Below are 12,634 nucleotides of genomic sequence, written 5' to 3'. Positions count from 1 at the left end.
CAAGTTTGAATTAATTCAAAGAAAATCTGAATAAAAGAAAAGACGCTTTCGGGCGTCTTTTTTTGTTGTTTGAAACGAACTTTTTTCTTAGCTTATATAAGAAAGTAACTGTTCGTATATGAATTCATCAGCTTATTTTCATTTGACGACTTGTCTTCATGACAGCCGGACCTCCCGTAGAATGATTGTTTACAATGCTCGCGAAAGACGCTTTAACGGAACACTTCCTTATCCGGATGTTTATTACATGAATGTAGAAGAAGAATATTTAGTGGCAAAGGAAGTTTTTGATCTGGCTAAAGAGTTGGATTTCGAATTGGCGGCCTTGAATGTTTGCCGGGATCACATGCATTTGTTGGTGTATTGTAGCAAGGATGAGGTTCCGAAGATGATGCATCGCATAAAGGGGAGAACGGCCCGTGTGTGTAACGCGCATCGCGCGTCCAAGGGGATTAATCCCCTTGACGCCACACGTGGTATGTACGATCCCCGGAAATTGAAAGATAAATCTATTCCTTTCTGGACACAGAAATACCATTGCAAACGGGTTCGAAGTACGGATCAATTATCGAACACCCTGAAATATATCCGAAACAATCGGAAGAAGCATGGTCTACCATTCAATCATGCGCTACAGGAATTGATAGATAAAAACCATCAATTGCTTCTCCGGATTTGCTTGTAAATTTGAGATAACTCGGAATTTTTATGTTCCATGTAGTCGAAATACCGATCAAAATGCTGTTTCAAAATTTGTTCGATCTCTTTCACCAAATGTTCCATGCTGTGAGATGAGGAAGTCACCAGGTTCTCTAAGATCAAATCCAACTGAGCCACTTTCAATGCAAATCTTGAAAAAGCACCACGAAACTCTTTGATGTTCGACCAGGAGTTGTGATTTTCTACGCAAACGGCTTCGATAGCCTTGTAGTTTTCTAACTGATTAATAGTTGCGCTGTTCATTAGTGACAGAGTTTTGAGTTTGTTTTATATATGAAGGAACGCATTAAAATTTCGAAAGTTGTAATGTAAACTCTTAAAAAATCTTAACGGTAGCGACTATCGAGCCATCGGTTGTTTTGGACATTGATTAAAGCACTTCAAACGATTCGCTGAGTAAAACCCCGGCTTCGTCAACCACTGTTACTTTATGCGGACCTTTTTCTGGTTGAACCGAAATCTGATGAATTTCCGACGTACTTCCTACAAATTCGTCGTCGATGTGCCAGTACAAAATGCTGTTTCTGCGTGTATGAGCAATTTCGAAAATAACCTTTCCCCTCAAACCATTTAATTCTCTTGGAATGTAAATCTTGGTTTGTCGTTTCGGATAAATGAAGCTCATAATACTTTCCGGCCTGTTGGCTGTGCATTTCGGATCAAAAGGCGGAACCGAATGATAGTTCGGGTTTTGCTGAACATAGTATTTTTCCATGCTTGGAGGAAGAATAAACCAGGATTTGTGTTTTATCGAACTGCTGTTTTCACAATCCGCATTTACCCGGAATGTTTCATTTTGATTTAAGTGAACCAGCTGGTGATAACTGCAATTTTTACTGATTAAAGTACTGGTTGGAATGTATTCGAAGTGCGTGTGCTCACAATAGCGATTGGAAATTTGACCACTTTCATTGCAGATTTCTGTTCGGGTCATTTCTGCTAAGGGCTTTGAAAACCATTTTTGAGGTGCTTCCAGGTTTCTGAATATGGAAAACAAAAGTGGTGCAGCTGCTTTCACTCCGGTAAGTCCGGGTCTGCCTTCACCATTTGCATTTCCAACCCAAACGGAAACCACGTATTTGGGAGTGACACCAACTGCCCATGCATCTCTGAAACCAAAACTGGTACCTGTTTTCCATGCGATTTTTTGAGAAGATTCAAATGCGCGCCAATTGTTTTCTTCATCCGGTCTGTTGACATCAATTAAGGCTTCAAATGTGGCATAAACAGAAGCTTTGTCTAAAAGTTGTTTGGGAGCTTCTTCGCTTTTTTGAGATAAATAATGCAGCTTCAGGTTATCCGGACTGTTTAAATGCTGAGCCAACGAATTGTAACAGGCATTCACTTCCCACATACTCGCTTCAGCGCCGCCGAGAACCAGAGACAAGCCATAATGACTCGATTGTTTGTTCATGTGCCGGAATCCGAATTGTTTCAAATCATTGTGAAATTTGGCCTGACCATATTCGCGTAAGAGAAAAACCATCGGAATGTTTAAACTTTTTGATAAGGCCTTGTTTGCCGGAAGCGCACCTGAAAATTGTCGATTGAAATTATTTGGTGCGAAAGTCCCGAAACGTGAGGGGAAATCACATAAAAGCTGTTTCGGAGTAATGATTCCAGCGTGCAGGGATTTCGCATAAAGCAAGGGTTTTAGAATACTTCCGGTACTTCTGGCAGCCTGAATGCAATCCACATCAAAAGCGTGATCGTCGTCCGTGTGATTCAGATTTCCTTTGTACGCAACAACTTCGCCTGTTTCTACGGAAGTGACCAAAACGGCTGCGTTGTATATACCCAATTCGTTCATGCGCAAGGCATATTGTTCCGTTTCGTTGTTGACCATTGTTTGAATTTCCTCATTCAGAGTCGACCGGATCAATTGCCCTTTTTGTCCGCGCAGAATGCAACGTTGCAAAAGGTGAGGAGCTTCCTGAGGAAGAGCCAATGGTTTGTCGGGCAATGGTTCTTCCAATGCAAGGAAGTAATCCAACTTTTCAATTTCACCGTCGTCGTAAAGCATTTTTAGCAGCCGGTTGCGTTTTTTGAGGAGGCTTTGATGGTTTTTCCCCGGATAAATTAATCCGGGAGCGTTCGGAAGAACAGCCAAAGTGGCACTTTCAGCCCAGCTTAAACTTTCAGGAGCGCGACCGAAATACCGCCAGGATGCTGCGTCGATTCCCACAACGTTATTTCCGAACGGAGCATTTGCAGTGTAAAGATTCAGAATTTCGTCTTTCGAATAACTCAATTCCAGGCGGGTTGCAAGAATAATTTCAAGTGCTTTTTCGGAATACGTTCTCGGAGGATTTTTCCGCATCAAACGAATAACCTGTTGTGTGATGGTGCTTCCGCCACTGACGATTTTTCCCCGGGAAACATTTTGGTAAAATGCCCGGCAAATGCCTTTTGCACTTACTCCGGGATGATAGTAAAAGTTTTTGTCTTCGAAGGTGGTCAGGCAAAGTGCAATTTTTCGGGGAGTTTTGTTACTTGGTGGAAAACGCCATTGTCCGTCTTTTGCGATGTGTGCACCCAATAATTTGCCATTTTTTCCGACGAGTACAGTCGAATACGAATCATTGAAAAGCACAGATGGAAGTGCCTGAATGTACCAGATCAGGAAAGAATAGAAACAAACACGCTTGATGAATCGTTTTTTCCATCGGTATTGTTCTCTCCACCAAAAAAGCTTCTCTTTCATCGTTTTTTTACTGAAAGTAAAGTGGAAAAATGGAAAGTGAGAAGTCACTTTATTATTCGAAGTGGTTCTGATGAAAACTGTTTCTGTTTTTTGATTAAATGAGTTAGTAATTCTCGTCTAATGTGTTTTGACAGTATTAGGATTTCAATATTAACCGTCTCGGTTTACAATATAGTTTTTTTGTTCGCGGATTTTTAAAAAAGATGTCAAGGCAAGAATTTTCAAAGAAAGAGCAGAACTATTTAATGCAAACTCCTGCATTTCACCCGACAAAACCAACCACCTTAAGAATTCAAGCATCAAATTGTTATCCCGATAGCTATTGTTTTTCAGGTTTCGCTCCCTTTTAATACCAAAACACCCCAAAGAATTACCAAATAGTTCTGATAGAACAGACTATTTCACGCTTTTTAGTAATTTCAGCATCCTAAAGATCCACGCGACTCAATGAGCAAATACTGCATTTTCTGTTTCTTATTCTGCCTGATTTCAGGAACTTCTGCTTTTGGTCAGCTGGCTAGTTTTCGCAACTTTTCAGTTGAGAATGGTTTGGGACAATCGCAGGTGTATAGCGTGATTCAGGATCACAAAGGATATTTGTGGTTCGGAACGCGTGGTGGTGGATTATCCCGCTTTGACGGTCAGAATTTTGAGTCATTTACCGACCGGAAAGGATTGGTAAACAATTACATCTATTCATTGATCGAAGACGAGAAACACCGGATCTGGATCGGAACCAACGACGGACTTTCCTCGTACAATGGTCAGAAAATCCTTACCTACAAGCATCCCAAATACACGAATCATTTTGCTGTTTTCAGTCTGACATTAGACCAAAAACAAGCATTGTGGCTGGCAACAAATCACGGAGTCTTTAAAGTCAAAGGAGATTCGTTGCTTTGTATGAACCGCTACCTGGGAATGAAAGATGGAACGGTGAATGCCATTTTTTGTGATTCGAAAGGAATTTTGTGGATGGGAACAGGAACCGGGCTTTATTCTTCGGAACAAAAAGACGGGAAACGAATTCTGACCAATCACGGGGCAAAGGCACGCGTTATGCGCAATGCAATTACGTGTCTGAAGGAAGATAAGAACGGATTTATCTGGATCGGGACTTATGGCGATGGAGCGTATGTTCATAACCGCAAAGATTATTACCGGATTGACCTGAAACGGGAATTGTACAAGCAAACAGTCTTTGATTTGTTTTTTGACGAAGCAAATGTGTGCTGGATTGCGACTTTAAATGCGGGGATTTTTCAATACGATCAAAAAACGAAAGAATTTACCAATTACACGGAAAAGAATGGTTTGGGAAATAATCACGTGCGTTCGATTATCAAAGATAATTGGGGCGATTTGTGGATTGGAACTTCGGGAGGAGGAGTTTCTCAGTTTGCCGGAAAATTGTTCTCTCATTATTCAGTTTCCTCGGGTTTAGGCGGAAATTTCATCTATTCGATTTTTCGGGACTCCGGTGGACGATTGTGGTTCGGAACTTCCCAAAATGGGGTCAGTGTGTACGAAAACGGAAACTTCCGGCAATTGAATGTTCAAACCGGATTTGAAGCGATAAAAGTCAAAGCGATTATCGAAGACAATGACAGCCTGATGTATTTCGGAACAGAAGGGCAGGGAATCGGAATGCTTTCTGCCGGCGGATTTACCTGGCTGGATGAAACCCGGAAATATTATGTGCGGCAGATGGCCAGGGATAAAGAAGGAACCATTTGGGTTGCGACTTCGGGTTCCGGTTTGCTTCGGATGTCGGAACAGGGAAAGCGGATTGAACGGATTTCTTTCGATGAAGGCTTGTTGCACATGCGCCTGACTTGTGTATACGTCGATTCCAGGGGCTTGATTTGGTACGGAGCGGAATCTGCCGGACTTGCCTGCTACGATCAGCAGACACATACAACGAAAATTCTGACCAAAGATTCGGGATTGAGTGCCGATGCAGTGAGAAGTATTGTCGAGGACTCGAAAGGACAAATTTGGGTTGGAACCGCAGGAGCGGGAATTAACTGCGTGAAATACGGACCGAAACTGAAAGTTGTCAAGAAGATCAGCATCGAATCGGGCATGTATTCTTCGAATGTTTACCTGATGGTTTTCGACTCGAACAAACATTTGATCGTAGGTTCGGAATCCGGGTTGGATTTATTGGATTTGAATGAAACGAATCAGATTAAAAGCATCAAGCACTACGGGAAAAGTGACGGTTTTTTAGGAGTAGAAACGTGTCAGAACAGCGTTTGGAAAGATACGGACGGAAAGATTTGGTTCGGGACAATTAACGGAGCAAGCTGTTACAATTTGTCCAATCTTCAGGTCAATAAAACAGCTCCGATCCTGAGTATTCTGGATGTTCAGTTATTCTACGAATCACTTTCCGAAACAAACTATGCGGATGTTATTTTACCGTGGAACAGCTATAAAACACTTCATTTGCCTCACGATCAGAATCATTTGAGTTTTCTGTTCAAAGGAATCAATCTGAAAAATCCGGATGGAGTGGAATATTCCTGGAAAATGAGTGGTTTTGAGAACAAGTGGTCGCCATGGACAAAGGAACAGCGGATTGTTTATTCGAATATGTCGCCGGGGAAATACACGTTTTTATTGCGTTCAAAAAATGAAGACGGCTTCATTAATCCGCAACCGGAGTGTTTTTCATTTACCATTTCTGCTCCGTTCTGGAAAACAACCTGGTTCATTTTACTGGAATGCGTTTTAGCCGGATTGTTTGTGTGGTGGATTATCTGGATTCAGACTGCGCGTATTCGGAGAAAAGCGAAACAGGCTCAGAAAGATGCGGAATTCGCACGAAATTTATTGGAATTGGAACAAAAGGCTCTGCGCTTGCAGATGAATCCGCACTTTATTTTCAATGCACTCAATTCGATTCAGGGCTTGATCGGAACGGAAAATGAAACGAAAGCACGTTATTACCTGGCGAAATTTTCGAGGTTGATGCGCCAGATCCTGGATAACTCACGGAATGCAACGATTTCATTGGAAGAAGAAATCTCGACATTGGAAAATTACCTCCTGATCGAACAATTTTGCAACGGAAATAGTTTTGAGTACGAAATCAAAGTGGATTTGGAAACCGAACTGAATTTCATTCAAATTCCCCCGATGCTCATTCAGCCGTTTGTGGAAAATGCCATCAAACACGGATTTAAATTTGATCCCGAATCGAAAAAAGTGGGGAAAATTACCTGTTGGTTTAAAGAAGAAAATGACGGCATCACCTGTATTATTCGCGATAACGGAATCGGCAGGGAAGCAGCTTTGAAAAATCAGCAAACCAGTAACGAACCGCAGCATATTTCGCGTGGATTCAACGTCACGAAAGAAAGATTGGATTTATTGAGTACAAATTCGAATACCCATAAGGTTAGAATTGTAGATTTGTACGATAACGGACAAGTGATCGGAACGGAAGTACAACTTTTTATACCCTTGTAAATGATTAGAGCAGTAATTATTGATGATATTGAGCAGGCGCGGATCACGTTCAAAAAGGATCTGGAAGTGTATGCTCCCGATATAGAAGTGGTCGGTGAAGCTTCCGGAGTAGTGGAAGGCGCAAAATTGCTGAAGAAAACATCTATTGATATTTTGTTTCTGGATATTCAGATGCAGGACGGTTCCGGCTTCGATTTACTGGATATTTTATCCGAAATTCCGTTCAAGATCATTTTCATTACAGCCAGTGATGCACACGCCATCAAAGCTTTTCGTTATGCTGCAATTGATTATCTGTTGAAGCCCGTTGATCCGGACGAATTGACGGAAGCTTTGAAGAAATTCAGAAGTCACAATCACAACGAGCAGGACAATTACCGTTTGCTGAACGAATCGTTGAAACAAAGTCATAAAGTTCAGGAACGCCTGGCGCTTCATGCGCAGGATAAAATTCACATTGTGCAGATTGCGGACATCATTCGTTGTGAAAGTAATGTGAATTACACCGAATTCTTTTTCACGAATTCAAAACGGATTGTCGTTTCCAGAACGCTGAAGGATTTCGAAGATATTTTAGGCGAATTGGGCTTTTTCAGAGTGCACCAGTCGCATTTGGTCAATACGAAAATGATCCAGGAGTTTGTGAAAGTAGAAGGCGGACATTTGATCATGTCGGACGGAAAAATGATTCCGGTTTCTACCCGCAAAAGAGCTGACGTGGTGCGGATGCTTGAACAACTTTAGTCCCATATTACCCAAGATCCGTACCAAATCAAACCCAAAATGTATAGTGGTTTACAAAGACTTTAGGAATTTGATCAGTGCTTCCCGATCGCTTTTCGGAAGGTTTTTAACGTATTGTTTTGAATTTTCAGCTTCACCACCGTGCCATAGAATGGCTTCCATCAGGCTTCGGGCTCTTCCGTCATGCAGAAAATTACTGTGTCCGTTCACAATTTCCGTCAAACCGATTCCCCAAAGCGGCGGAGTGCGCCATTCCTGTCCGTTTGCCAGCCAATCCGGGCGGTTATCCGCCAAACCGGAACCCATGTCGTGTAATAAAAGATCGGTGTAAGGGAAAATCAATTGATTGGAAACCGGGGCAAATGCAACGTTTACTCCCGTTCTGTGTTTGGGAATGTGGCAGGAAGAGCATTTTGCATCGAAGAAGATTTGTTTCCCCCGAATGATTTCAGGATCCTTGACATTTCTTCGGGCCGGAACAGCCAATGTTTTCATATAGAATGTAGCAGCATGAACCAAACTGTCGGTCAAATCAGACTGATTGTAGTAATTGATATACTGTGATTGTCCGAATGAAGACTCGACCGGAAACAGGAAATTGGTGATTCCGATATCTTCATGATACGCTGCGGCAACCTGCTGTAAAATACTTGGATTATTGGCTTTCCAACCAAAACGCCCCAATGTTTTTCTGTTTTCCTTGATGTTCCACACGTAATTTGCGCGCCCTGAAATACCGTCACCATCCGCATCATTCACATCCTGGAATGAAAGAATGGTGGATTCCGGAATTGCTTCCAGTAAACCCATTCCAAAAACAGGCGGAGCCATTCGCGGCGACATCATCATTCCGGGAACCGTTCCCGCATACATGTTCTGCAGGGTAAAGATCGGCATACGCAGTTCGTAGCTTTCTCCGTCGGCAAAGGTTTCGGTAATGTACTGATAGTTTACATCAATCGTTGCTTCGGGAACACTTCCGAAAATGGCTCTTGTTTGTAACTGACCACCGTAAAGCGGAACCGGAAGCGGTCCTCCGTGTTCGTTTTGCCCGGCGATGCTCAAACGGATCAGCAAAGGCATCAGGTTTTGATTGGAACCTTCGCCTGGAGCTTTTCCTCTTCCGTCATTGATATGACAGGAAAAACAGGAAACATTGTTGAAGACGGGACCCAGCCCCTGGTTTTTAGGGGCCGGGGCGCTGACAAAAGTTGCTCCAAAAGCCACATCACCTATTTCATGCATTTTATCCTGCCACTCCGTAAGTCCGAAGAAAGGCTGACCGTATGCACCAACTCCCGTAATAAATACTGTTTGGGTTCCACCTCCATACCAATCCTGATCTTCTACTTGTGAGATCTCGGGTTTTCTGCAGGAAGACAGAATGACGGTTGTAATCAGAATGAAAGTGACTGACTTTTTGTGATTCATGTTATAAATTAATCTGTAACGTATTGTTGAACAAACGGAAGTAATTCACCTTCCAAAGTGCTTTTCAAATCATTGATTGCATCAATGGCATTTTGAACCAAAGTTGCTTGTGACGAAATCGCAGTTCCGAATGGATCAGTAATTGCCTGCAGTTTTGTAATGGCGTTATTGATCTTTGTTTTAATGGTATTATCTAAAGCCAGATTATGCTCTCTTACCAAATCTTCCAACCCTTTCCCGTCAGAAGCGTATTTTCCTAAGTAAATGTTTTCGATACTTCGGATGTTGTCTGTGAAGTCTTTGATGGAGTTTTGAGAATACGGAGATTCTTCCAGGCTGGGGTCCTGCATGGTGAACGGCTCACTGATTTTTCCGTTTGCAACTTCATCACAAATTCCTGCAATTCCGTTCACCAATTCTTCAAAAGCAGATTTCATTGTTGGATAGAATGTATTGGAAGATCCCGGAGCTGAAAATGATGCATAGTAAGAAGCTGATGCACTTGTATTCCATCCGATCACCAAATCAGAAGTCAGTTTTTTGACGTTTTTAGTCAACGCTTTCAGGTATTCTTTCTCACGGGCTGTGAAATCACTGAATGATTTTGTTCCGTTTGTTCCCCACAGCAAATATTCAATCGGGTGGAAACCTTTTAAAGCGTCATCCAACGCATCAATGTTTGCATCTACAGAGAAATCCGTAGAACTTGACAGCATATTCTCCAATGCGTTAAAATCCACCGGCCAGGTATCAATGCGCGGATCAATATCGTCTGTTGAAACCGGTCCGAATAGAAATCCTTCAGAACGTTCCCATGCAGAACGGGATGTTTTCCATAAGTCTCTGCAGTTTGCTAATCCTGCAGCTGACGGGTTTGCAATGAAATCATTTACAGCATCATATAGATTGCTGGTTTTGTTTGCAAGATCAGTATACGTTGCGGAGATTACATTTGTTCCGACTTCTGCCAGAATCGCCTTACGATCAGAAACATATTGACATGAACCGTCGTCTTTTTTTGCTTTTTTATTATAATTGGTTGCTGAAGAATCGGTACATCCTTCTTTTTTGCAGCTGGTAGTTATTGCTGTCAGCATTACTACCGAAACAACAATTGTTGAGTACTTCATATTTTGATTTTTATTATTTCCGATGTGATTTCGAGCGGATATTCTTTCAACGCTCTTTGTGCAGGTGATTTGGTCACCTGTCCGTCGAATCCGAACGCGCTTCCGTGTGTGTTGCAGAAAAATCCGCTTTTTGTTGCAACCAACGGATTGTTCGCTACGTGCGTACATTGCATTTGGAACGCTTTGTATTTGTTTCCTTCCAATTGAACAACCGCAATGTCAAAGTCCAGAGCATCATAGTTTTTCAGAAGAACCAGTTTGTTCGTTTCTGTAAAATGAGTGAGCGGAACCTGGATAAATCCTTTTTCAGGAATAACTTTGAGGGATACAAGCGGCGAACATGATTGAACCATGGTGGAAACGATCCCGATTCCTGCTATGGAAGCACATGCGAGACACGATTTTCTGATAAATTCCCTGCGATCTAAATCCATAGTTGTTTTCGTTAGAAACTGTAGCCAATTCCCAGGTTAATAAAATGCTGTTTGGTAAAATAAGGATGACCTACCGGGTATGGAGTCACAATCAGCGCAGGATTGATATTACCGGTCATGCGGTAGGTGTATTCTACCTTGATCATCACCCCGTGGATCGGATTGTAGCTTAAACCTGAAATGATGTATTGCTGATCCAATGTTTCATTGATGATTCCATTTTTAGGAAGTTTCAGGTTCATATTCAGGTATTCATACCGGGCGAAACCACGGAATACCTTCTCTCCTTTTTTTATAAATGCGTAAGAAACATCCAGGTAAGCGCCAAACATTTGCTCCGGAGTATTGTTTGCATACGCTCTGTTGATTTGTTCTGCTCCTTTAATATTCACCCAGGTTGCAAGTACTTTGACACCCAATCTTTTTCCTAAATATTGTGTATTAGCTTCAACCAGTCCGACCGGTGTTCCGAATGCGCCGGATTGAAGGTGTAAACTGTCTGCTTCGTAAGGTTTTAAACCCGAAGTTCCGCCGAAATACCCGGAAACCTGGGAACGGAAATTCCCGTGATAGTATAAAAGTGCTCCTGTTACGGCAAGTGAATTGGTCGACGCCATTCCTCCTGACATCCGGCCTTCCACGATTCCGGATCCGTTGGTAAATCCGCGGCTGTTTAAACCGGTTATCAATGCGCAGGAATAATTCAAACCGGGAATTTTGTCTGTTGAACCGTAGTATCCGACACCGATTTCACGCCATGTGGAAGGCAAAATCATGGTTTCTACGTATGGCCGATAGTTCCCGTTGAAAGTCGTAGGAAGGTGGTTTTCATTGATAATCCCGAGACGGGGAATGAATAATCCTGTTACGAGGTAATTATTTCGATTGATATTGAATTTGATAAACGCCTGTTCCAAAGAGAAACTTCCGGATGGTTTTCCTGCTTCAATCCGCGCATCTTCCAATTCCAGCTCGGTGAAGAGAGAAATCCGTTTGTTGAATTTATGCCCGATGAACAATACAACCCGGTCAACGTTAGCTACAGACTGTTTTAAAGTCAGATTTTTAGAATAGTTAAAACTTCCGTATCCTGAAAGAACTGTTGAATGATCAGAAGCTATTAGTCCGGCTGATAGTGAATCTTCTTTTGTCAATACTTGTGCATATGAACACACGGAAATGAGCGAAAAAGCTACAATTAAAATCTTAAACATTCTATTTGAAATCTGTGAAAATAAAATATGCAAAGAGACCGTTTTTCTAATGTGGCAGCAATACCTATTTCACAGTATTTGAGAGGTCTTATGATTTGTTGAGGGTAGATTCTAATCCCATTTTAATGTTATTCTAATCTCGGGAGGTTAGAATGTTTTATGCCCTGATACCCTTTTTGTGGTATTTCGCAAGACTGCTTTTTTAAGATTTTTTAAGAGATATTCCAGAATGGAAAGAGCCGGAATCAGTTTTTTGATTTCAACAGATGATTGAGAATCCATGCAGGACCGATCAATAGAAATTGCAGGTCTTTAAAGAATGAAGGTTTCTTTCCTTCTATTTTGTGTCCATAGAATTGCCCGATCCACGCCAGGGCAAAGATGATCAATGAACTGATCCAGAGCGGACCGAATTTTGCCAGGTAGAAATTCCCGATCAGGCAGAGAATTGAAAAAATCAAAATGAAAAAAGCCATTCTTAGTGATAAACGGAGGTAGAAGATCAATACCGGAATCAGCACGACAACTGCCCAGTTGATGAACAGGAATTGTTGCGTATGAAGCAATTTCTCCAACCAGACAGTGGGAATGCTCATCAATAAACCGATTACAGAGAAGAAAATTGCAGGTACACAGATGAAGTGAATCTTTTTGTTCGTCGGATTCTGATGACTGACCGAATATTCTGCAAACCAATCTTTTAAGCTTTTCATAGCCGCTTATTTGACCATAAGTTACGAAATCGGTGGTAAAATGCGTCATTGATTAGCATTTATTCTA

The 12,634-nt window shown here is 41.9% G+C and carries 10 protein-coding genes; 3 read left to right on the top strand and 7 right to left on the bottom strand.

All coding sequences use genetic code 11. The annotated features are described in order from the left end of the window. Nucleotides 1–118 precede the first annotated feature (118 nt). On the top strand, nucleotides 119–685 hold the full coding sequence (locus tag Q1V93_RS03085) for a transposase (protein WP_300661292.1): 567 nt from the start codon (nucleotides 119–121) through the stop codon (nucleotides 683–685). Here Q1V93_RS03085 and Q1V93_RS03080 read toward each other — a convergent pair. After that, nucleotides 658–963, bottom strand: coding sequence for a hypothetical protein (locus Q1V93_RS03080; protein WP_300661289.1), 306 nt, complete (start codon nucleotides 961–963; stop codon nucleotides 658–660). The genes Q1V93_RS03085 and Q1V93_RS03080 overlap by 28 nt on opposite strands. Before the next feature lie 127 nt (nucleotides 964–1,090). Next, entirely contained in the window at nucleotides 1,091–3,424 is a 2,334-nt protein-coding gene (pbpC, locus tag Q1V93_RS03075) for a penicillin-binding protein 1C (RefSeq protein ID WP_300661286.1), read from the bottom strand. Between the two features lie 447 nt (nucleotides 3,425–3,871). Here pbpC and Q1V93_RS03070 point away from each other — a divergent pair, with 447 nt between their 5' ends. Beyond that, a complete protein-coding gene (locus Q1V93_RS03070) occupies nucleotides 3,872–6,901 on the top strand; it encodes a two-component regulator propeller domain-containing protein (RefSeq protein WP_300661284.1) in 3,030 nt (1,009 codons plus the stop codon). Continuing rightward, a complete protein-coding gene (locus Q1V93_RS03065; protein ID WP_300661281.1) occupies nucleotides 6,902–7,645 on the top strand; it encodes a LytTR family DNA-binding domain-containing protein in 744 nt (247 codons plus the stop codon). It abuts the gene before it with no gap. A gap of 51 nt (nucleotides 7,646–7,696) precedes the next feature. Here Q1V93_RS03065 and Q1V93_RS03060 read toward each other — a convergent pair whose 3' ends face one another. The 5 genes from Q1V93_RS03060 to Q1V93_RS03040 form a co-directional block, all read right to left on the bottom strand. Further along, nucleotides 7,697–9,076: a di-heme oxidoredictase family protein gene (locus Q1V93_RS03060; RefSeq protein WP_300661278.1), complete on the bottom strand. Its 1,380-nt coding sequence runs from the start codon at nucleotides 9,074–9,076 to the stop codon at nucleotides 7,697–7,699. 8 nt (nucleotides 9,077–9,084) lie between these two features. After that, on the bottom strand, nucleotides 9,085–10,206 hold the full coding sequence (locus Q1V93_RS03055) for an imelysin family protein (RefSeq protein WP_300661275.1): 1,122 nt from the start codon (nucleotides 10,204–10,206) through the stop codon (nucleotides 9,085–9,087). Further along, nucleotides 10,203–10,640, bottom strand: coding sequence for a Rieske 2Fe-2S domain-containing protein (locus tag Q1V93_RS03050; RefSeq protein WP_300661272.1), 438 nt, complete (start codon nucleotides 10,638–10,640; stop codon nucleotides 10,203–10,205). The genes Q1V93_RS03055 and Q1V93_RS03050 overlap by 4 nt, the downstream gene beginning before the upstream one ends. Before the next feature lie 11 nt (nucleotides 10,641–10,651). After that, on the bottom strand, nucleotides 10,652–11,854 hold the full coding sequence (locus Q1V93_RS03045) for a hypothetical protein (RefSeq protein ID WP_300661270.1): 1,203 nt from the start codon (nucleotides 11,852–11,854) through the stop codon (nucleotides 10,652–10,654). A gap of 245 nt (nucleotides 11,855–12,099) precedes the next feature. Further along, nucleotides 12,100–12,567 carry an Mpo1-like protein gene (locus Q1V93_RS03040; RefSeq protein WP_300661267.1) on the bottom strand — a complete coding sequence of 156 codons (468 nt, stop codon included), beginning with the start codon at nucleotides 12,565–12,567 and terminating at the stop codon, nucleotides 12,100–12,102. Between the last annotated feature and the right edge of the window lie 67 nt (nucleotides 12,568–12,634).

It is taken from the genome of Fluviicola sp. (assembly GCF_030151805.1).
Lineage (GTDB): Bacteria > Bacteroidota > Bacteroidia > Flavobacteriales_D > Crocinitomicaceae > Fluviicola.
The sequence above is the reverse complement of the archived record's forward strand: the minus strand, read 5'-3'. Positions and strand labels throughout refer to the sequence as shown.

Bases quoted from the DNA above. Each gene is read 5' to 3' on its own strand.
- Q1V93_RS03045 (WP_300661270.1), bottom strand. From the start codon at position 11,854: ATGTTTAAGATTTTAATTGTAGCTTTTTCGCTCATTTCCGTGTGTTCA.
- Q1V93_RS03065 (WP_300661281.1), top strand. From the start codon at position 6,902: ATGATTAGAGCAGTAATTATTGATGATATTGAGCAGGCGCGGATCACG.
- Q1V93_RS03080 (WP_300661289.1), bottom strand. From the start codon at position 963: ATGAACAGCGCAACTATTAATCAGTTAGAAAACTACAAGGCTATCGAA.
- pbpC (WP_300661286.1), bottom strand. From the start codon at position 3,424: ATGAAAGAGAAGCTTTTTTGGTGGAGAGAACAATACCGATGGAAAAAA.
- Q1V93_RS03085 (WP_300661292.1), top strand. From the start codon at position 119: ATGAATTCATCAGCTTATTTTCATTTGACGACTTGTCTTCATGACAGC.
- Q1V93_RS03060 (WP_300661278.1), bottom strand. From the start codon at position 9,076: ATGAATCACAAAAAGTCAGTCACTTTCATTCTGATTACAACCGTCATT.
- Q1V93_RS03050 (WP_300661272.1), bottom strand. From the start codon at position 10,640: ATGGATTTAGATCGCAGGGAATTTATCAGAAAATCGTGTCTCGCATGT.
- Q1V93_RS03040 (WP_300661267.1), bottom strand. From the start codon at position 12,567: ATGAAAAGCTTAAAAGATTGGTTTGCAGAATATTCGGTCAGTCATCAG.
- Q1V93_RS03055 (WP_300661275.1), bottom strand. From the start codon at position 10,206: ATGAAGTACTCAACAATTGTTGTTTCGGTAGTAATGCTGACAGCAATA.
- Q1V93_RS03070 (WP_300661284.1), top strand. From the start codon at position 3,872: ATGAGCAAATACTGCATTTTCTGTTTCTTATTCTGCCTGATTTCAGGA.